This is a genomic window from Bradyrhizobium sp. SBR1B (assembly GCF_014198205.1).
GTDB lineage: Bacteria > Pseudomonadota > Alphaproteobacteria > Rhizobiales > Xanthobacteraceae > Bradyrhizobium.
Window position 1 is genome coordinate 254,684 of the sequence record NZ_JACIHC010000001.1, and the last position, 20,138, is coordinate 274,821.

Below are 20,138 nucleotides of genomic sequence, written 5' to 3' on the forward strand. Positions count from 1 at the left end.
ATCGTGTCCCCTGCCCGCAACTTGAGGATGCTACACTTCCTCCGAGGATGTCCAGCCGGTTCGCTGTCAGCGCACAGCGAGTGCCAACGAACATTCGAAACGCGTCACTTGCAGGGGGATCGAGCAGATGCGCTCAGGGACATTCTGGCGCGGCACGTTTTGGAGCGGGTGAAGGGAATCGAACCCTCGTATTCAGCTTGGAAGGCTGCTGCTCTACCATTGAGCTACACCCGCGTTACGGGCTCCCTAACACGGCCGGGCGGCGGTCTCAACTGTTCAGGAGGTCGCTTTCCGGCCGTCCTGAGCCCTTGCGAATCGCGCCCGGTTCCTGCGGACCCGCCGCCCCTTAACAGCGGCGGCAATGCCCCCTATATTGAAATCTTCCGAAACCAACGAAAGGAGGTGATCCAGTGTCTTTTACCAAGCGCTGTCACCTCGCTGGGATCGCCCGCTAAGCTTTGAATAGGGCTTGGCATCGGGGCGCTCTCAGCCCTGGACCAGCGAGCAAGAAATCGGGCGCGACGGGGCTTCCCCGCCGCGCCTTTTTCGTCCGGGAGCGCGCTTCAACCCGGCGGCTCGCCCGCAAGCACCTCGCGAATCTTCTGCGACAGCTCCGACTTCCGGTAGGGCTTCTTGAGCAGCGCCACGCCGGAATCGAGATGTCCTTCGTGGACCATGGCGTTGTCGGTGTAGCCGGAGGTATAGAGCACCCTTGCCCCCGGCCGGCGGAGCCGGATCGCGTCGGCCAATTCCCGCCCGTTCATGCCGCCGGGCATGATGATGTCCGTGAACAGCAGATCGAATTTGGCGCCCTGGTCGACCAGCGCCAGTGCGGACGCGCCGTCGCCGGCCACCAGCGTGCGATAGCCGAGGCTGCCGAGCCGGGCGATGACATAGCCCTGCACCAGGGGATCGTCCTCGACCACGAGGATCGTTTCGTGTCCGCGTGCCGTGTCGAGCGCCTGGACCGGCGCGGTCCTGGCCGGCGCCTCGCCCTTCGATCGCGGCAGGAACAGCCGCATCACGGTGCCGCGCCCCTCCTCGCTCTCGACGGCGACCGTGCCGCCGGTCTGCTTGGCAAAGCCGTAGACCATGCTGAGCCCAAGGCCGGTGCCGCGACCGACGCCCTTGGTGGTGAAGAACGGCTCGAACACGCGCTCGCGGATGTCGGCGGGGATGCCGTGGCCGGTGTCGGCGACCGCGACCATCACGAAGGCGCCGCGAACGGCATCGCCATCACCGGCAACGCCGGTGTCGTCGAGCTCGCGGTTCGCGGTCTCGATCGTGAGCTTGCCCCCGCCCGGCATTGCGTCGCGCGCGTTGACGGCGAGGTTGACGATCGCGGAGGAGAGCTGCGAGGGATCGGCCATCGCGGACCAGGCGTCATCGGCGAGCCGGGTCACGATCTCGATATGGGCGCCGAGGATCGGCCTCAGCAACTTCGTAGACTCGAGCACGAGGGCGTTGACGTCGATCTCGCGCGGCTCCAGCGGCTGGCGGCGCGCGAAGGTCAGCAGCTGCGAGGTGATCTCCGCACCGCGCGCGGCCGCATCGTCGATCAGCTGCGCGATCGCGGCGAATTCGGGCTTGTCCGCAAGCCCTTCCTGGATGATCTCGATGGTGCCGGTGATGACCGTGAGCACGTTGTTGAAATCGTGCGCGACGCCGCCGGTGAGCTGGCCGATCGCGTCCATCTTCTGGGATTGACGTAAGCGCTCCTCGGTTTCGTGCTGCTTGGTGAGATCGGTCGCGGAGCCGCGATAGCCCATGAAGCGTCCGTCGGCGGCGAAGATCGGCTGGCCGTTGACGCTGAAATGATGCATCCGCCCGGCGGTGTCGCGGCCGCGATATTCGAACTTCCGGAACGGCTCGTGGCGGTCCAGCATCGCCATGTGCGCGCGCCATTTCTCGGGCTCGGCGTCGCGGCCGAACGCGGCATCGGCGCGGCGCTTGCCGATCAGCGCCTTGCTGTCCATGCTGAAGGCACCGGCCCGGTCGGAAATGTAGGTGAACCGATGGTCTGGTCCGGTCTCCCAGAACCAGTCGGACGCGGTCTCGGCATAGTCGCGGAAACGCTGCTCGCTCGCACGCGCGTCCTCTTCGGCGCGCTGGCGGATGGTCAGGTCGCGCTCGAGATTTGCATTGGCCTCGCGCAGCTCGCCATAGGCCCGCTGGAGGTTCACGCACATGGCGTTGAAGGCGTCGATCACCTTGTCCAGCTCGTCGGCATCGTAGGGCGGCCGGCGCTCCAGGCGCAAAGGCGGCGTCGGCCGCGCCAGGCTGTATTTGCTGACGAACTCGGCGATGGCGACCAGATGCCGCGTCACCAGCAGATGGAACATATAGATGATGAACAGCGAGACGAGGAACGTCTTGGCCGCCTGGCTTGCCAGGATGACCAACGCGCGGTTCAGCAGATGTTGATAGACATCGGTCAGCGTCGCCTCGACATGGAGCACGCCAATCTCGCGTGCGGTCCCCTGCACAATGGTGTTCAGCGGATAGTCGCGCGTCACCACTGAGCGGGTGCTCGGCTCGCCGACTGCGAGACGGATCGGATTGGGACGATCGGCAATCTCGCGCACCTCGGCGGCGCGGATGTCGGGCAGCCGCAGGATACCGTCGAGCTGGAGCTTGAGCTGGTTCTGGTCGAGATTCCATAGGCTCTCGCCGAGACTGCCGGTGGTGCTGCGGCCGATCTCCTCGAGCCTGGTCTCGATGAGGCCGACCTCGCGATCATAATCGAGATAGAGCTGGAGCGCCGTCAATGTCAGCGTCACGACCGAAGAGAACAGCAGCACGGCTGCGAGCAGGCGCGGCCCGACGCCGCTGCGCGACCAGTTGAAGAGCCGGGACAGCAGCGCGGCGAACATCGAAGGCGCGAGCGCGGTGCCGATCAAATCCTGCTTCGCAGCCGCCGGTGCAACGGCGCGGCCGCGCTTGGAGTCCTCGTCACCAGCCTTGACCATGCACCACATCCCCGGAAATGGCGGCACGCCGCGGCCGACCGGTCGCAGCCTCGAGCATTTCGATCGTCGAGACTTCCCCGTCCCGCGATGCGCGCGGCGATCCCGTCGGCCGATTTCCTGTCAACCCCTGGGCGGCTTGAGGTCGGCGGGGTCATATCTTGCGTCCGGCAGCAGGATTGTCGCGCAAACTACCACTTCGCGTGGTAGAATGACATCGGTGAAAGTCCGGAAGTCGCCTGCACCTCGGGCGGGCAGTGTCGCTATGGCCACGCGCAGGCGCCATCTCCGGTAGATCGGGCGGACATCGGAAATCCAGCGATAGCATCGGGCAACGAGGAGGCGCGTCATGTGGCGGATTATCGTCGCCTGCCTGTCACTGCTTGCAAGCGGTCCATCGCAGGCGCAGGAGGTCATCCGGCTGGCGCGCATCGCCGACATCCCCGATCAATATGTCGGCGGCGAGATGCTGCGGGCCGTCTACGCCAGGCTGAACATCAAGCTGGAGTTCGAGGACGTCCCCGGCAAGCGTGCGCTCGCACTGTCGAGTGCCGGCGCGGTCGACGGCGAGATCCAGCGCATCGGAACGCTCTCGCGCGACTACCCGACGCTGGTCCAGGTCACGCCGGCGATCAACTATATCGAGCCTGCAGTGTTTGCGACCAAACTCCGGTTCGACGTCGCCGGCTGGGATTCGATCAGGGACTACCGCATCGGCATCGTCCGCGGCGTCGGCTCCTCGGAGGCCGGCACGCGCGGCATGGCCCGCGTCACGGCGACCACTGGCCTCGACAACATGGTCAGGATGCTCGATGCCGATCGTTTCGACGTGATGGTCACCGATCTCTTCAGCGGGCTCGCGGCGGTGCGGAAACTCAATCTGCAGGCCAGGATCCACCCGCTCTCGCCGCCGCTCCAGCGTATCCACATCTACCATTACCTGCATGAACGCCATCGCGACCTGGTGCCTGAGGTCGGCAAGGTGATCGCCCAGATGGAGGCGAGCGGCGAACTGGCGGCGCTGCGCGAGGCCCTGGTCAAGCAGGTCTTGAACGGCCCGTAACGGGCGCCGGCTCAGCCCGCGCGAAGCCGCTCGCGCAAGGCGACGGCGGCAATCAGCATGCCGACGCACCAGGCCACGACTGCGCGGTGAGGCTCCCCGCCGAGCAGCACCGTGAAGATGCTCGTCAGCAGGCACGGCACGATGACCTTGCCCGTCTGGCTCGTCAGCGCGAGCAGGAATGGCATCGCCGCGATCGATATTTGCAGGACGTCCATATGGGACAGAGGGCGCGAGGCTTCAGAAGCCGCAAACGCCGAGCGCGCGCGGACGCTTGCCGCGCCGGCTTTCGACGATGCGCTCGCCGCCATTCTCGGCCGAGCTGCCGTAATAGCGGTGATGGCCGCTTTGGTCGTGCAGATCGGCCGTCTGAGATTGTCCGGCCCGACGTGCGTCGCAGATGATCTTGATGTGACCCGACATTGCCGCCTCCAGCAGAAATCTTGTTGTTGTGGTCATCAGTCGCGACCACTTCCGGCGGCGTTCACACGGCAACGCCGCAATCGGGTTTCAGGACGGTTTCGTCGCGGCATGGCTACGCAATATTTTGTGCTTGAATTCTTGTTTGGGGATTGTCGGCATCGCCCGCGGTGCTACGTCCTTTGGGATCGGTGCAGAAAAACAACGAGGTGACGATGCTGTACGCCATCCTGGCCTACCACGTGGAAGACGAGGTCTTGTCCTGGACGCCCGAGCAGGACGCCGCGGTCGTAGCCAAGGTCATCGAGGTTCAGGCCCCCTTGCGGGCCAGCGGGCAGTTCGGGCCGGCCGCCCGTCTGGATGAGACCCGGAAGGCCCGCACCTTGCGTGGCCCCGGCGCGGGCATGGTGCTGGACGGCCCGTTTGCCGAGACCAAGGAGCAGCTTCTGGGCTTCCACCTCATGGAATGTGCCACCGAGGAGGAGGCGATCGCGGCGGCGCGCAAGCTGCGTGCGGTCAATCCGACGGCGGTCTACGAAATCCGCCCGGTCAAGCTTTACGTGCCGGCGGATGGGTTCGGGACGACGTCCGGGTGAGGCACGGCCTCACGCCCCCGGCCCGGTCCGGGCACCGTAGAAGCGCTGGATCGCGAGCCCGCCGAAGGCGATGAACCAGACAAAGGGCGCGACGTGAGGGGCGAATGCCGCCACGATCGTGCCCGGAATGAACACCAGAAGCGGAAACAGCGAGGCCATGATCTCGTAGCGCCAGCTGCCAAGGATGGTCCACCACAGCCAGGCATTGAGGCCGGCGATCGCGGTCAGGTGCAGCCCGTAGAGCACCGCAACCGCACTGCTCATGCTGTAATTGGTATAGAGGCCGTTGGTGACAGGCAGCAGCACGATCGAGAGCAGGAAGAACAGGTTCAGGATCACCGCGCCGCGGCTGCCGACCGGCTGGCGCGCCAGCCGCCGGTGATGGCTGATCCAGAACACCCCGGCGATGATGAAGCTGAGTGCGAAGCCGGCGAGCTTGCCGGAATAGACATGGGCAAGATCGCTCCAGCCGGGCGCGCTGGTGAACACCGCGGCCTTGGGCAGGTCGTAGGCCAAAAGCGTCATGGCGACACCGAAAATGGTGTTGCTGAGCGATTCCAGCCGCCGCATCTCGAACTGGTCGGATTTGAGCTCGGTCATGCCGGGGCGCTTTTCGGGAGGGAACCTTGGGTCGTCTTTCCCCCTAAATCCTAAACCCGGTCCCGTCCAGCCGCATTGCGATTCGCGACGGGATCGCCGACTCTCGCCCTTTCACCGGGGCGATTCGTGGCGACATATCTGGACACGCTCAATGCGGAGCAGCGCCGCGCCGTCGAGCATGGCGTGGCCGATGGCGCGACCGTGGGCGCTCCCCTGCTCGTCATTGCCGGCGCCGGCTCCGGCAAGACCAACACGCTGGCCCACCGCGTCGCGCATCTGATCGTCGCCGGCGCCGATCCGCGCCGCATCCTGCTGATGACGTTCTCCCGCCGCGCCGCCGCCGAGATGGCCGGCCGGGTCGAGCGCATCGCCCGCAAGGTGCTGGGCGAGAACAACGCCGCAATCATGCGCGATGCGCTGACCTGGGCCGGCACCTTCCATGGCATCGGCGCGCGGCTGCTGCGAGAATATGCCGAACGGATCGGCGTCGATCCCGCCTTCACCATCCACGACCGCGAGGATTCCGCCGACCTGATGAACCTGGTCCGGCACGAGCGCGGCCTGTCGAAGACCGAGAGCCGCTTTCCGGCCAAGGGCACGTGCCTGTCGATCTACTCGCGCTGCGTCAACGCCGAGATGGAGATCGAGAAGGTGCTGGGGATGCACTATCCCTGGTGCGCGGGCTGGGCCGCCGAGCTGAAGGGCCTGTTCGCGGCCTATGTCGAGGCCAAGCAGGCCCAGCACGTGCTCGATTACGACGATCTGCTGCTGTACTGGTCGCAGATGATGAGCGATGGGTTGATCGCCGAGGAAATCGGCGGCCGCTTCGATCACGTTCTGGTCGACGAATACCAGGACACCAACCGCCTGCAATCTTCGATCCTCCTGGCGCTCAAGCCCGATGGACGCGGGCTCACCGTGGTCGGCGACGACGCCCAGTCGATCTATTCGTTCCGCGCCGCCACCGTGCGCAACATCCTGGATTTCCCGCAAAGCTTCTCGCCCCGCGCCGAGATGATCACGCTCGACCGCAACTACCGCTCGACACAGACCGTGCTGGCGGCGGCCAATGGCGTGATTGGACTTGCGCGCGAGCGCTTCACCAAGAATTTGTGGACCGACCGCACCGCCTCGCACAAGCCGCAGCTCGTCACCGTGCACGACGAGGCCGACCAGGCGCGCTACATCGTCGAACAGGTGCTGGCGAACCGCGAGCAAGGCGCGCTGCTCAAGCACCAGGCGGTGCTGTTCCGGACCTCCTCGCATTCCGGCCCGCTCGAGATCGAGCTGACCCGCCGCAACATTCCGTTCGTCAAGTTCGGCGGGCTGAAATTCCTCGACGCCGCGCACGTCAAGGACGTGCTGGCGCTGCTGCGCTTTGCCGAGAACCCGCGCGACCGTGTCGCCGGTTTCCGCATTTTGCATCTGTTGCCGGGCGTCGGCCCCGCGACCGCACAGCGCGTGCTCGACCAGATGGCGGAGAGCACCGATCCGCTTCACACGCTGGGCCAGCTCCCGGTACCCGCGCGCACCGGCGCGGACTGGACCGACTTCGTCCGCACCGTCGAGAACCTGCGCTATTCGGAATGGCCGGTCGATCTCGAACGCGTACGGCTCTGGTACGAGCCGCATCTCGATCGCCTCCACGAGGATTCCGAGACGCGCCGCGCCGATTTGATGCAGCTCGAGCAGATCGCGAGCGGCTATGCCTCGCGCGAGAAATTTTTGACCGAGCTCACGCTCGATCCGCCGGATGCGACCAGCGACAAATCCGGGCCCCCGCTGCGCGACGAGGACTATCTGATCCTGTCCACCATCCACTCCGCCAAGGGCCAGGAGTGGAAATCGGTGTTCGTGCTCAACGTCGTCGACGGCTGCATGCCGTCCGATCTCGGTGCCGGCACCAGCGCCGAGATCGAAGAGGAGCGCCGCCTGCTCTATGTCGCGATGACGCGCGCCAAGGACGATCTGCACCTCGTCGTGCCCCAGCGCTTCTTCGTCCACGGCCAGGCCGCCAAGGGCGACCGCCACGTCTACGCCTCGCGCACCCGCTTCATCCCGGAATCCCTGGTCTACCTGTTCGAGCGCACCGCCTGGCCGAAGGCCGCAGCGGGTGCAGCACGTACAGCGGCCCAGGGACCGAAGATCGACATCGGGGCGAAGATGCGGGGGATGTGGCAGTAGACACAAGAGACCGCCATCCGGACCTGTCAGGATAACTGGAACCACAGAGGTCCGACATGAAAGCCGTCGTCGTCGAGCACTACGCGTCCATCGATCAGATCGAGCTGAAGGACGTTCCGCCCCCGTCCATGGAGCCGGGACAATTGCGCATCCGCGTGGAAGCTGCCGGGATCGGCTTCGTCGACGGCTTGAAGATCGAGGGACGCTATCAGACCAGGGATCCCCTGCCCTTCGTTCCCGGCACGGAGTTCGCGGGGGTGGTGATGGACGCGCCCGGCGCCCCCGGCGGCTATCAACCCGGCATGCGCGTGATGGGGATGACGCGCTCGGGCGCGCTGGCCGAAGAGATCGTCGTCAGTCCCGAAGCGCTCCATCCCCTGCCCGACGGCGTCGCGGCCGAAGTCGCCGCCTCGTTTCGCGCCAATTATCTGACCGCGCTCTATGCGCTCAGTGCACGCGCCTCGCTCTGCGCAGGCGAACAGCTGCTGGTGCTGGGCGCAGCTGGCGGCACCGGAATTGCGGCAGTCCAGATCGGCAAGCTGCTTGGCGCCCGTGTGATCGCAGCGGCATCGACACCGGACAAGCGCGCCTTCGCCCAACAACACGGCGCCGACGCTGTGATCGACTACACGCAGACCGGTTGGCGCGACACGCTGAAGGAATTGACGGGAGGACACGGCGCTGACGTGATCTTCGACCCCGTCGGTGGCGACGTCTCGGTGCAGGCCTTTCGCTCCATCGCCTGGCGCGGCCGTCATCTCGTGGTCGGTTTTGCCGCCGGCGCGATCCCGGCATTGCCGTTCAATCTGCCGCTGCTGAAGGGTGGCGCCCTGCTCGGTGTCGACCTCGCGCAGATTCCCGTGCGCGAGCCCGAGGTGCAAAAGCGTCTGATGTCGCAGTTGACGGGCTGGCTTGCCGACGGCCAATTGAAACCGGCGGTCGGTCGCATCTTCGCGCTGAATGACTTCCGGGAGGCGTTCAGGACCATGCAGACGCGCGGAGCGCTCGGCAAGATGGTCGTGCGCATCTCGACATAGGACGCACAAACGGGCGAAGATGCCCGTGACGTGGCGCAACTACGCGTTCAGCCGGTCGAACTGGACCTTGCCGGCCTTCATCACCAGCGGAATATGCTCGCCCTGACCGAGCAGGCAAGCGACGTCGCTGAGCGGATTGCCGTCGACCACCAGCAGGTCCGCGATCGCCTCGGGCGCGATCCGGCCGAGCTTGCCCTCCATGCCCAGCACCTCGGCGCCGATCAATGTCGCGCTGGCGATCACCGCGCGCGGACCGAGGATCTCGGCGCGGATGCGGAATTCATCGCTCTGCAGGCGCTGCGACGGACCGAGCAAATCGCTGCCGAACCCCATCTTCACGCCGGCGTCGCGATAGATCGCGAGCGAACGGAGACCCGCGTCGCGGACGTCGGCGATCTTGGCGACGCTCTCGGGCGGCAGGCCGTATTGCGCGCCCTCATTGGCCAGCGCCTCATAGGTGACGAGCGTCGGCACCACATAGGCGCCCTTCTCGGCCATCAGGCGCGCGGTCTTTGCATCGACCAGATTGCCGTGCTCGATGGTGCGCACGCCGCAGCGAACCGCGCGCTCGATCGCAGCGGCGGTGTAGGCATGGGCGAGCACATAGGTCTGGCGCCCGCGCGCCTCCTCGACGATGGCGCGGATCTCGTCCTCGGAGTAGCCGAAGGCGCCGACCGGGTCGGTCGGCGACGCGACGCCGCCGGACGCCATGATCTTGATCTGGTCGGCGCCCATCTGCAGCTCCTCGCGCGCCGCCTTGCGCACGCCGTCGACGCCGTCGGCGACGCGCGCGAGCGCGCCGACGCGCACGCAACACGGACATGGCGCGTCGCTGGCGAGATAATCCGAGCGCGCCCGCATGTCGCCATGCCCGCCGGTCTGGCTCAATGCGCGGCCGGAGACGAACAGCCGCGGGCCATCGGTCAGGCCGGTGTCGATCGCCTGCTTCAGCGCATGGCCGGCGCCGCCGGCGTCGCGGACCGTGGTGAAGCCGCGGCGCAACATGCCGCGCAGCAGCAGCGTCGAGCGCAGCGTCACCAGCACATTCGGCATGTGCACCTGCTGCGCCAGGTTGAGCTCCACCGCGATCGCATGGACATGCAGGTCGATCAGGCCGGGCATCAGGGTCTTGCCGTTCAGATCGATGGTCCGGTCGGGTGAGATGGATAGCGGCCGGTCCGAGACCTCCTTGATCACATTGTCCTCGACCAGCACGTGATGGCCTTCCAGCAAATCCGGCTGAAGCGGATCGAGCAGAGCGGCATTCTTGAAGAGGGTGCGAGTCATGGTCGTTTCCTGTCCGGTCAGGACTGTGTGAGCAGCGCGGGCAATGCGAGCTGGGCGAACGGGAGACACGCGGCGACATCGTCTGCACCGTACCAGCCCGCTTCATGCAGCAGGTTGAGCGAGCCGAGTGTGCGCCCGCGCCAGCGCACGGGCATGTTGAGCACGCTCTCGCAGCCGAGTGAAGCGATCAGCTCGTGATCCGAGAAGACGGTGCGCAGATCATCCCGCGTATAGCCGATATAAGCCTCGCCGCGGTCGAGCACGGCCTCGGTCCATGGTCCCGCCGCGAGCCGCTTGCGTCCGCCCGTCGGGTAAGGCCCGGGGAGATTGGAATAGATCCGCGCCGCTTCCCCGGTGTCGTCGTCATAAGTCAGGATCGTGAACAGCTTGTGCCCGATCGCCGATTTCAAGGCGTCGTCCAGCGCGGAGAACAGCGCCTCCGGCTGATCCGCCCTGCCCTGCGCCGCCGCCACGGCGTTGAGCAACGGATCGCCCCGGCGTGTCGTCTCCCTCATGCGACTTCGCCCGCGGCAATGTCTTCCAGCGAACGGCCGCGCGTCGGCACGCCCATCACCACGACGGTGAGCGCTCCGATCAGCAGAACGCTGGTGGTGATCCCGAACACGCCGGCAAAGCCGAAATTGGGATAGAGGTAGCCGACCAGGATCGGCGAGACGATCGCGCCGATGCGGCCGATCGCCGAGGCAAGGCCGGCGCCGGTGGTTCGCACCGGCGTCGGGAACACCTCTGCGGTATAGGCATAGACGCCGGCATAGGTGCCGTTCATGAAGAACGACAGCAGAATCCCCGCGACCATGATGTGCTGGTCGCTCTGCGCGAAGGCGAGTCCGAGCGCGCTGATGCCGCCGAGCACCATGTAGGACGCAATGGTCGCCTGCCGGCCGATGCGCTCGTTGAACCAGGCGGCACTGAAATAGCCGGGGATCTGCGCGCAATAGATCGCGATCGAATAGGCGAAGCTCTTGGTGATGCTCATGCCGTTCTGGACCAGAAGGCCGGGGATCCAGACGAAGAAGGAATAATAGCTGAAGGTGATCGCAAGCCACATGATCCAGGTCATGACGGTGATGCGCGCCTGCCGGCCCTCGAGCAGCGCCGCGAAATTGGCGAGCAACGTCCCCCCGGCGACGGGCGGGCTGACTAAATCGACGACCGGCTGCGGCAGCACATGCCCCTGGCGTGCGAAGCCGGCTTCGATCTTGTCCAGCACCGCTTCGGCTTCCTTCGCCCTGCCCCGGCTTTCCAGCCAGCGCGGCGATTCCGGCAACGCCCTGCGCCACCACAACAGCATGACGACCGGCACTGCGGTGATGACCAGCACGATGCGCCAGCCGTTCTCATAGGCGGGCACGATGAAGTAGCCGAGCAAGGCCGCAGCGACGAAGCCGAACGAGAAGAACCCGGCCAGCGCGCCGGTGAAGCTGCCGCGGAAGCGCCGCGCCACGAACTCGGCGAGGTAAGGCGCGATGATCGCGCTCTCGGCGCCGGTGCCCATGCCCGCGACGACGCGGGCGGCGAAGAAGGACGGCCAGCTGTCCACGGCCGCGCTGACGATCGATGCGGCACAATAGAGCGCCAGCGCCGACATCATCACCGCGCGGCGTCCGATCAGGTCGCCGAGCGTGCCCGCCAGCAACGCGCCGAACAGGAAGCCGATATAGGTGCTGCTGCCGAGCACGCCGATCTGCACGCTCGTCAGATTCCAGGCGGTGCGCAGCACCGGCAGGATGAACGCCAGCACGGCCGCGTCCATCGCGTCGAACATGTAGCCGAGCCCGCCCATCAACAAAAGATGCGTGTGGAAGCGTGCGAATGGCAGGCGCTCGATGCGCGCCGAGATCATCGACATGTAAGTCCCCCTCTGTCCGGCGGCCCGGCATCCGCAAGTCCCGGTGGGAACCATAGACAAAGAGATATTATCGTCATAATTTATAATCGTGATCCCATACATCACCACGGTGAATGTTCTGTCGTTTCGATCGCTCGACCTCAACCTGCTGAAAGTCTTCGAAGCCCTGATGACCGAGGGCAGCGTCACGCGCGCAGCAAACGCGCTGCTGATGACGCAGCCCGCGGTCAGCAACGCGCTCGCGCGGCTGCGCGACGCGCTCGGCGATCCCCTGTTCGTCAGGTCCGGCACCGGCATCCGTCCGACCCAGCGCGCCGTGGTGTTGTGGGAGCCGATCGGCGAGGCGCTCGAAAGCGTCCGCGGCGCGCTCGACGAGCAGGTGTTCGATCCGCGCCGCGCGCAGACCGAGTTCAGCCTGTCGATGTCGGATTACGTCGCCTCGCTGGTGATGCCGAACCTCCTCGGCCATTTCGGCAAGGTCGCGCCCAAGGCGCGCGTGCACACCGTTCCCAACACCATCCTGGAGATCGCCGATCAGCTCGAAGACAATCGCGTCGATTGCGTGCTCAGCGTCTATGTCAACGAGGCGCAGCAGCCGGCCGCCATCCGCTCGCGCTCGCTGTGGACGGTCGACTATGCCTGCTTCATGCGGCGCGGCCATCCGCTCGCCGCCCAGAAGCGGCTGAGCACGCGCAGCTTCCTCGGCGCAGGCCATGTCGATGTGAGCCTCGCCGGCAAGACCCTGCCGTCCTACGATCTCTTCCTCGCCTCTCGCGGTCTGTCGCGCAATCTGGTCGCGACCGTCAACCACTACAGCGCCGCTTACGAGGTGGTGCGCCAGTCCGACCTGATCGCGGTGCTGCCGAGCGATCTGCGCTCGCAATCCCGCCACGCGCCGTTCCTGCACGCCATGCCCCTGCCGCTCAAGGCGCCGCCGCGCATCGTCAGCCTGTTCTGGCACCAGCGCAACGACACCGTGCCGGCGCAGCGCTGGCTGCGCGAGACCCTGGTCGAGATGTTCGCCAAGTCCGACTGAATACTCGGGCACAGGCCTGACACCATCCAAAAAGGAAACGGTGGGTTTCTCGAAGCAGCATTGTTCCACCGGCCGCCGCGGCCTAGCTCCACCGCAAACGATCCCCTCCCACAGCGACAAGCGCAAGCTGCGTCCGCAGAGACCTCACCGATGACCGCATCGCTTCAATTCGGACTGGATACTTTTGGCGACGTCACCAGGGACGCCGCAGGCGCGATGCTTCCGCACGCGCAGGTGATCCGCAACGTCGTCGACGAAGCCGTGCTGGCCGACGAGCTCGGTCTCGACTTCATCGGCCTCGGCGAGCACCATCGCGCCGATTTTGCGATCTCCTCGCCGGAGAGCGTGCTGGCCGCGATCGCATCGCGCACCAAGCGCATCCATCTCGGCTCGGCCGTGACGGTGTTGAGCTCGGACGATCCTATCCGCGTGTTCCAGCGCTTCGCGACGCTGGACGCGCTCTCGAACGGGCGCGCCGAGGTGATCCTCGGCCGCGGCTCGTTCACCGAATCCTTTCCGCTGTTCGGCTTCGACCTGCGCAAGTACGAAGAGCTGTTCGAGGAGAAGCTCGACCTGTTCGCCGCACTGCTGTCGCAGAAACCTGTGACCTGGGAGGGCAAGCTGCGTCCGCCGCTACGGGATCAGCTGGTCTATCCGCCGGTCGAGAACGGCACGCTGAAAACCTGGATCGGCGTCGGCGGCAGTCCGCAATCGGTGGTGCGTGCCGCGCATTATGACCTGCCCCTGATGCTCGCGATCATCGGCGGCGATCCCGCGCGCTTTACGCCCTTCGTCGATCTCCATCACCGCGCCGCCAAGGAATTCGGCCGCCCCGCGCAGCCGATCGGTGTGCATTCGCCCGGCTATGTCGCCGAGACGGATGAAGAGGCGCGCGAAGAGCTATGGCCCGACTACAAGGCCATGCGCGACCGCATCGGCAAGGAACGCGGCTGGCCCCCGATGGGCCGCGACGAGTTCGTCAACGAGGTCGAGCACGGCTCGCTCTATGCGGGATCGCCGGAGACGGTCGCGCGCAAGATCGCCAGGACGGCGAAGACACTTGGTGTTTCGCGGTTTCAGTTGAAGTATTCGGCGGGGCCCCTGCCGCACGAGAAGCTGATGAAGAGCATCGAGCTTTATGGGCGCAAGGTGGTACCGATGGTGCGGGAGATGATGGGGTAGCGGCTTGACGCAGCCGCCTACTTCATCAACCCGAGCCGGCTCGCGCCGACATAGAGCGAGAGCACAGCAGCGTTCGAGACGTTGAGGCTCTTGATCTCGCCGGGCATGTCGAGCCGCGCCACGACGCTGCAGGTCTCGCGGGTCAATTGCCGCAGACCTTTGCCTTCGGCGCCGAGCACCAGCGCGAGCGGCTCGCGCAGCGCGACGTCGCTGAGATCCGCGCTACCTTCGCTGTCCAGCCCGACGGTCTGGAAGCCGATTTCGTTCAGGGTCGTCAGGGCGCGAGCGAGGTTCTGCACGGTCACAACAGGCACCAGTTCCAGCGCGCCGGAGGCGGCCTTGGCGAGCACGCCGGTGGCTTCCGGGCTGTGGCGGGCAGTGGTGACGATGGCCTTCACCGCGAACGCTGCGGCGGAGCGCAGGATCGCGCCGACATTGTGCGGGTCGGTGATCTGGTCGAGCACCAGCACCATGCCTTCTTGCTTCAAGCTCTCGATATCAGGCGAAGGCAGAGGATCGGCTTCCGCAAGCAGGCCCTGATGCACGGCATCGGGCGAGAGCAGACGGTCGATCTCCTGGGGCCGGACGATCTCGGGCGTGACGCGGGTCTCGATGTTCTCGTCCGCAAGTCGCTTCGCAGCGTTCTCGGTCAGCGTCAGCTTGCGGATCCGCCGCTCCGGGTTGGCCAGCGCCATGGTGACGGTGTGCCAGCCATAGAGGATGACCGGCCCGTCGGGGTGCGAATCGCGGTCGCGCCAGGCCGGCCGGCCGCCCGATTTCCCGGGCCTGTTGAAGGGCTTAGCCCCGCCGCGGGGACCCCTAGAGGTGAATTTTTTGTCCTTCATGGGCTCGCTTGTGTCACGGGTCCCGGAATATGGCAATTTGGGTGGCTTGGGAGGCGATTTTAGCTGTTCGCCTCGGTTGACTTTGCCCCACCGGATCGCCCATAACCGCGCCCGGTCGCGCCCCCATCCGGGCTGTCGCGGCCTTCACGTTCCATGGCCGTCTTCGGTCGCCGGCAAGGTCCGGCCCGATTGTGCTGCCGTCGAGCGGGGGAGTGTCCCGAGTGGCAAAGGGAGCTGACTGTAAATCAGCCGCCTCATGGCTTCGCAGGTTCGAGTCCTGCCTCCCCCACCAGCCTTCGCTCGCTTCGCGAGCTGCGGCTCGGCAAGCCAATCCAGAACATCATTCAGCGAAGCGAGCGAAGGCTGCCACGCCGTAGCCGGCAGGCGCAGGCGGGCTGAACAGCCCGGATCGATTCCGATCGCGATCACGCACACATCGCAAGAAACAAAAACGCCCGTCCGCATCGCGCGAACGGGCGTCTCGTTAGCTCAACCGATCAGGGATCAGTAGTAGCGGCGCAGCACGCGGTGGCCGCCGTAGTACGGCGTCGGCGCGTGGCGATGGGCGTAGCCGTAGCGCGGACCATGGCCGTAGTGCACGCGGGGCAGATAGCCGTAGCGCGGGCCGTAGCCGTAGCGATACGGACGGTAGTACGGGCGGTGATAGGGAGCCACGGCGGCGCGATAGCCGTAGCCGTAATTGGCGGGCGCGACGACGGCGTCTTCACGGTAGGTCGGATACGGCGCGAAGGCGCCCGGGCCGGTATAGGTCGGGCCCTGGTTGACGTAGTAGTACTGTGTGGTCGGCTCGGCGAGACGCTCATAGGCGCCGTAGCCGTAGCCATAGCCGTATCCATAACCATAGCCGCCGCAGCCGGTGTTGCAGCCGGTATAGACCGGCGCAACCGGCGCGCAGCTGGTGAAGCCGCAGGCCGCAGCGGGCCCGGTGGCGGCGAACATCACGGCAGCCGCCGCAACCAGTCCCGAAATCATTTGACGCATTACTCTCTCCTGTTGATTTTCGTTTGTTGAATTTTGACGTTTCTTAACCCGGCGGCTTGCCGGGGACTTGGACATGCGGCCGCGGTCGCGGTGGCCGCGGACGATCGTTGATTTCAGGCGCGAGGATCACCGGCGGCGGATCGACGGGCACGTCCATCTGCGGCGGCAGCGGCGCCGATTGCGCACCCCAGCTCTGGTGGTAGCTCTCGGCAGGCTTCGGCAATTTTCGGTTCGCGGGCGGCTCGACCTCGAGCCGGCCGTAGCCGGGCCGCAGGCCCAGCGTCGGATAATAATGGCCAACGTCGGCAGGCTGCCGCTCGGCGATATAGCGCCCGCCATAGATCGTGGGCTGCACCTGCTGGTTCTTGCCCAGGCCCCAGACACCCTCGACCACAGCATAGGACGCGTCGATGTTGTTGATGATGATCGGCACGCCGGGCCGGCCGGGGACAACGATATCGAAGCCGCTGTCGGCAAACGCCGTCGCGGGCAGTCCGATCAGAAAGGCAGCGAGCGCCACAACGCGCATGAGGGGGACCCCGGTTATGCGGCGGCAACCTATCCGATCGCGGCGCAGAGAGGGTTAAGGCCCGCTCACCAAATTCCGGTAAGCCTAATGTGTAAGGATTGCGCGCCACTCAAATGCTGCAAGGCGGACTAGCGAAGCATTAACGGCATGGGGCTTCGCCAAGCGGAACCGCGGCTGCTCACATCGGTTTGACCGCCGCTTGCGAGAAAATCCACCGGTTTCATCGGAACGTCCGGCGCCGCAAGCGTTTAGCCCCCGTCAACAAGATGGGAGCCAACAACCATGAACATCAAACTTCTTGGAGCGACGGCGATTGCGGCGACCATGCTGGCAGGCTCGGCAATGGCGCAGGCGGTCGTCAACGAACCCGGACGCTGCTCGGCGCAATTCCCCAACGCCAATTGCCAGAATCTCGGCCCCGGCAATCCCTACACCGATCGCGGATCGCGCCATCGCCGCGTGTCGTATCGTCAAACCAATTCCTACCGTCAGGCCAATGGCGACTGGAATAATGACTGGAACAGGAGCCGCACCGGCTTCTGGCCGACCGACGTCGCAGCCGGCGTAGCCGGCGCTGCGATCGGCACCGCGGGCGCGATTGCCAGCGCGCCGTTCCGCGCCTGGGACAATTCCTACGCCTACGACAATTCGTGGGACAACCGCGGCTGGGACAATCGTGGCTGGGACACCCGCACCTACGCCCAGCGTAACGGCTTCGTCTGTACGCCCGGCACCTGGTTCAAGGGCGCAGACGGCCGCCGGCACATCTGCCAGTAAGGCGGTCTAAATCGATGCGAGAGATCAGGCGGCCTTCGGGCCGCCTGATTCATGTCTGCGGCCACGACGTTTCCGGTTGTGGCGCTTTCCGATCAAGTCTGGTATTGCGGCGCGCAACGGGTGGACACCCCGGCCCATGCCGGCCCTGCCCGCCTCCAGGCGTCGCCGGCTTAGCTCAGCGGTAGAGCAGCGGTTTTGTAAACCGAAGGTCGGGGGTTCAATCCCCTCAGCCGGCACCAGCGTCCGACGCTCAGCTCTCAGCTCGAATGCTTCGGCGCGCTGCCTTGCTGGAAATGCTCAGCGCCTGACATCTCCACCCAGCCGTGTTTCGACTGCTCGAACACCGATCTGATCGGCGGCGGAAAATCCGGATTTGCGATCGCGCCGACGGCAACGCCGATCATCGCAGGCAAATTCTCGGCTTGCCAATAAACCGTCGAGCCGCAGTCGGGACAAAAATAGCTGCGGACCTTGCCGCCGCTCGCCGCCGTCCGGACGTAGGGCTTTGGCGTCCCTGTAATCGTGACGGTCTCCACCGGATAGAAGGCGCCGACGCCGAACGGCGCGCCGGTTCGTCGCTGACAATCAACACAATGACAGGCGACGACGAGGCGCGATGGTTCCGGAAGCGACAGCGCGAGAGCACCGCAGCTGCATCTGGCATCGATCATCGAATTCTCTCCTCGTTGGTCGGGATGCAAGTTGAAAGGGAGGCGTCGATGACGAGGTTGACGAAGCAGCCCCGACCTCCCCGGACGCAGTGCAGCGCCTCTTCGGCGCTGCGCTGCAGAGCCGGGGCCCATCGCGCCACATTCCTCCGTGCCGCTTTCTGGGTCCCGGCTCAGCGCCGCAACGCTGAAGGCGTTGCAGCGCGTCCGGGACACGAGAGCGAACTCGTGACGCTCACTCCGTCCCCACCTCGAACGCCAGCAGCACGTTGCCGGCGACGCCGCTCCATTGGCCGTAGCCGGAATTGGTGTAAAGCATGCCGCCGGCGATGACCGGCCCGGGGCCGTCGATCGCGCCGCCATGGGCGGGGACGCCGTTCACGGCCTTGAAATCCTGCGCGGTGTCGAACTCCCAGAGCAGCTTGCCGTCGGTGGCATAGGCGCGCAGGAAGCCGCTGACGCCGCCGGAGAACACCACGCCCGGGATCAGGCTCACTGCCGCCGAGAGCGCGGGGCTGCATTTGGGGCGGTCGCCGCAGGCGACCGGCGGCACTTCCATCGCGATCTTGCCGCTGGCGAGGTCAAGTCCGAACAGGCCGCCGCCTTGCGTGGAATCGAGCTGCCGCGTGCCGTCACGCATGAAGCGTACGTCGGAGTTGGCGACATAGATGCGCTCGCCGTCCGCGGCCGAGCCCCATTCGCTGCCGCCGAGCGCACCGCCCTTCCCGATCCGGGTCTGCCACAGGATCTTGCCGCCGTCGTCGGGATCGAGCGCGTGCACGACGCCGGATTTCTGCGCGATGACGAGCACGCGTCTGCCGTCGCGCAAGGTCACGAGGATCGGCGACTGGCCGAAATCGTGATCGGGTCCGTGATCCTCGGGACAATTGGACTTGTCCGCAGTGAAGCATGCCACGACAAAGGCATCCTTCGGCGTCGCCTGCTGCTTCCAGAGCAGCTTCCCGGTCGCAAGCTCGAAAGCGAGGATCGCGTCGGCGGTTACCGCCGGCGGGTTCGAGTATGAATTGCTGGTCGCGACATAGACGGCGCCCCGCTTCGGATCGATCGTCGGCGCCGACCAGATCGCGGCGCCGGACGGACCGAACAGCTGCGTGCCCCTCGCACTCTTGCCGGTCGGATGCGGCACTTCCGGAATCGTATAGGCCTGCCAGACCAGCTTGCCGGTCGCCGCGTCCAGCGCCACCACGCTGCCGCGGAAGGTGCAGCATTCGTAGCTGGCCTGCGAGCCGGCCGCTTCCTCGATCGAGGACACCGGCACGTAGAGCACGCCGGAATGCAGCGTCGGCGCACCGGTGATGCGCGCGGCCGCATGCTCCTCGACCTTCGTTTTCCAGATCAGCGCGCCGGTCAGCGCGTTCACGGCGTAGACGTTGGCGCGCAAATCGCCGAAGAAGATCGCGAACTGGTCGGAGCCAGGAAGCGGCGCAAAGCTGATCGCGGCGCGCACCGCCGCATCGATCGCCAGCGTCCACAGCGTGCAGCCGCTGCGCGCGTCGAGCGCGTGCACCTTGCGATCGGTGCCGCCGATGAACAGCATTCCGCCCACGATGGTCGGCGGCGCAAACGACACCGAGGCGCCGGGGAATGCATAGGCCCATTTCAACCGCAGGCGCGGTACCTGTTCCGCCGTCAGCCCCGCCATGTCGGCGGGCTGGAATCGGCTGTTGTTGGTGTCGACGCCCCATCCGTTCCAGCGCGGACCGTCAAGGGCTTGCGGAAAACCGCTGGCCTGCTGCGTACAACGACCTTCCGCGTCGGCCGCAACGCCGCCGGTCGCGATCTTGCCGGTGACGAAGGACGCTATCGCGCGGCGTTCCGCGTCGCTGCGATCCTTTGCCATCGCCGCCATGCTGCCGGAGGTCAACGCCGCCAGCACATGGTCGAACGACATCGCCTGTAGGGCGCCGCGGCCCGGCACGCGGGTCTGCACATCGCCGTCGTGGCATTGCGCGCAATGCGCGGCATAGAGCGCGGCCCCCTCCTGCTGGGCCAGCGCCGGCGCGCTGCACCAGATCAACAACGCGGCCAGGACAGCACGTGCTCTCATGGTGGGCTCCG

19 protein-coding genes and 3 tRNA genes are annotated in these 20,138 nt (G+C 66.0%); 9 read left to right on the top strand and 13 right to left on the bottom strand.

What is annotated here, in order from left to right; all coding sequences use genetic code 11:
- Positions 1-160: 160 nt before the first annotated feature.
- A tRNA-Gly gene (locus tag GGD61_RS01380) sits at positions 161-234 on the bottom strand.
- A gap of 329 nt (positions 235-563) precedes the next feature.
- On the bottom strand, positions 564-2,969 hold the full coding sequence (locus GGD61_RS01385; protein WP_092260306.1) for an ATP-binding protein: 2,406 nt from the start codon (positions 2,967-2,969) through the stop codon (positions 564-566).
- Positions 2,970-3,315: 346 nt separating this feature from the next.
- On the opposite strand from GGD61_RS01385, the gene GGD61_RS01390 reads away from it, so the two are divergent.
- Positions 3,316-4,029 (top strand): ABC transporter substrate-binding protein, encoded by a 714-nt coding sequence (locus GGD61_RS01390; protein ID WP_092260308.1) that lies wholly within the window; start codon positions 3,316-3,318, stop codon positions 4,027-4,029.
- Positions 4,030-4,040: 11 nt separating this feature from the next.
- Here GGD61_RS01390 and GGD61_RS01395 read toward each other — a convergent pair whose 3' ends face one another.
- Together GGD61_RS01395 and GGD61_RS01400 are read right to left on the bottom strand one after the other, a co-directional pair.
- On the bottom strand, positions 4,041-4,244 hold the full coding sequence (locus GGD61_RS01395) for a hypothetical protein (RefSeq protein WP_092260310.1): 204 nt from the start codon (positions 4,242-4,244) through the stop codon (positions 4,041-4,043).
- Positions 4,245-4,266: 22 nt separating this feature from the next.
- The gene (locus tag GGD61_RS01400) at positions 4,267-4,449 is read right to left on the bottom strand and encodes a hypothetical protein (protein ID WP_038950498.1); all 183 of its coding nucleotides are present in this window, start codon (positions 4,447-4,449) and stop codon (positions 4,267-4,269) included.
- Between the two features lie 212 nt (positions 4,450-4,661).
- On the opposite strand from GGD61_RS01400, the gene GGD61_RS01405 reads away from it, so the two are divergent.
- Positions 4,662-5,042, top strand: a complete 381-nt coding sequence (locus tag GGD61_RS01405; protein WP_177237290.1) for a YciI family protein — start codon at positions 4,662-4,664, stop codon at positions 5,040-5,042.
- Between the two features lie 9 nt (positions 5,043-5,051).
- Here the strand turns inward: GGD61_RS01405 and GGD61_RS01410 are convergent, their stop codons facing one another.
- On the bottom strand, positions 5,052-5,642 hold the full coding sequence (locus tag GGD61_RS01410) for a TMEM175 family protein (RefSeq protein WP_092260314.1): 591 nt from the start codon (positions 5,640-5,642) through the stop codon (positions 5,052-5,054).
- Positions 5,643-5,768: 126 nt separating this feature from the next.
- On the opposite strand from GGD61_RS01410, the gene GGD61_RS01415 reads away from it, so the two are divergent.
- Together GGD61_RS01415 and GGD61_RS01420 are read left to right on the top strand one after the other, a co-directional pair.
- A complete protein-coding gene (locus GGD61_RS01415) occupies positions 5,769-7,826 on the top strand; it encodes an ATP-dependent helicase (protein WP_092260316.1) in 2,058 nt (685 codons plus the stop codon).
- 56 nt (positions 7,827-7,882) lie between these two features.
- Complete coding sequence (locus GGD61_RS01420; protein ID WP_183229917.1) at positions 7,883-8,863, top strand: NADPH:quinone oxidoreductase family protein; 981 nt, start codon at positions 7,883-7,885, stop codon at positions 8,861-8,863.
- A 39-nt stretch (positions 8,864-8,902) separates the two neighbouring features.
- On the opposite strand, the gene GGD61_RS01425 is transcribed toward GGD61_RS01420, so the two are convergent.
- From GGD61_RS01425 to GGD61_RS01435, 3 genes are read right to left on the bottom strand one after another with little or no spacing between them, the layout of a single operon-like run.
- On the bottom strand, positions 8,903-10,150 hold the full coding sequence (locus GGD61_RS01425) for an amidohydrolase family protein (protein WP_092260320.1): 1,248 nt from the start codon (positions 10,148-10,150) through the stop codon (positions 8,903-8,905).
- 17 nt (positions 10,151-10,167) lie between these two features.
- A complete protein-coding gene (locus tag GGD61_RS01430; RefSeq protein ID WP_092260322.1) occupies positions 10,168-10,665 on the bottom strand; it encodes a GAF domain-containing protein in 498 nt (165 codons plus the stop codon).
- Positions 10,662-12,020: an MFS transporter gene (locus tag GGD61_RS01435; protein ID WP_092260324.1), complete on the bottom strand. Its 1,359-nt coding sequence runs from the start codon at positions 12,018-12,020 to the stop codon at positions 10,662-10,664. The genes GGD61_RS01430 and GGD61_RS01435 overlap by 4 nt, the downstream gene beginning before the upstream one ends.
- 88 nt (positions 12,021-12,108) lie before the next feature.
- Between GGD61_RS01435 and GGD61_RS01440 the strand changes: the two genes are divergently transcribed.
- Together GGD61_RS01440 and GGD61_RS01445 are read left to right on the top strand one after the other, a co-directional pair.
- Positions 12,109-13,056 carry a LysR family transcriptional regulator gene (locus GGD61_RS01440; RefSeq protein ID WP_283806125.1) on the top strand — a complete coding sequence of 316 codons (948 nt, stop codon included), beginning with the start codon at positions 12,109-12,111 and terminating at the stop codon, positions 13,054-13,056.
- Positions 13,057-13,206: 150 nt separating this feature from the next.
- Entirely contained in the window at positions 13,207-14,238 is a 1,032-nt protein-coding gene (locus GGD61_RS01445; RefSeq protein ID WP_092260326.1) for an LLM class flavin-dependent oxidoreductase, read from the top strand.
- A 17-nt stretch (positions 14,239-14,255) separates the two neighbouring features.
- Here GGD61_RS01445 and rlmB read toward each other — a convergent pair whose 3' ends face one another.
- Positions 14,256-15,083, bottom strand: a complete 828-nt coding sequence (gene rlmB, locus GGD61_RS01450) for a 23S rRNA (guanosine(2251)-2'-O)-methyltransferase RlmB (protein ID WP_177237291.1) — start codon at positions 15,081-15,083, stop codon at positions 14,256-14,258.
- A gap of 206 nt (positions 15,084-15,289) precedes the next feature.
- On the opposite strand from rlmB, the gene GGD61_RS01455 reads away from it, so the two are divergent.
- Positions 15,290-15,375, top strand: a tRNA-Tyr gene (locus GGD61_RS01455).
- A 212-nt stretch (positions 15,376-15,587) separates the two neighbouring features.
- Here GGD61_RS01455 and GGD61_RS01460 read toward each other — a convergent pair.
- Positions 15,588-16,085: a hypothetical protein gene (locus GGD61_RS01460; RefSeq protein ID WP_092260331.1), complete on the bottom strand. Its 498-nt coding sequence runs from the start codon at positions 16,083-16,085 to the stop codon at positions 15,588-15,590.
- Between the two features lie 43 nt (positions 16,086-16,128).
- Positions 16,129-16,614, bottom strand: a complete 486-nt coding sequence (locus GGD61_RS01465) for a hypothetical protein (RefSeq protein WP_092260333.1) — start codon at positions 16,612-16,614, stop codon at positions 16,129-16,131.
- A 282-nt stretch (positions 16,615-16,896) separates the two neighbouring features.
- On the opposite strand from GGD61_RS01465, the gene GGD61_RS01470 reads away from it, so the two are divergent.
- The gene (locus tag GGD61_RS01470) at positions 16,897-17,391 is read left to right on the top strand and encodes a hypothetical protein (protein ID WP_092260335.1); all 495 of its coding nucleotides are present in this window, start codon (positions 16,897-16,899) and stop codon (positions 17,389-17,391) included.
- Positions 17,392-17,555: 164 nt separating this feature from the next.
- Positions 17,556-17,630, top strand: a tRNA-Thr gene (locus GGD61_RS01475).
- Positions 17,631-17,648: 18 nt separating this feature from the next.
- Here GGD61_RS01475 and GGD61_RS01480 read toward each other — a convergent pair.
- Both GGD61_RS01480 and GGD61_RS01485 read right to left on the bottom strand, forming a co-directional pair.
- Positions 17,649-18,062, bottom strand: coding sequence for a GFA family protein (locus tag GGD61_RS01480; protein ID WP_177237292.1), 414 nt, complete (start codon positions 18,060-18,062; stop codon positions 17,649-17,651).
- Positions 18,063-18,294: 232 nt separating this feature from the next.
- The gene (locus tag GGD61_RS01485) at positions 18,295-20,127 is read right to left on the bottom strand and encodes a PQQ-binding-like beta-propeller repeat protein (protein ID WP_092260337.1); all 1,833 of its coding nucleotides are present in this window, start codon (positions 20,125-20,127) and stop codon (positions 18,295-18,297) included.
- Positions 20,128-20,138: the final 11 nt, after the last annotated feature.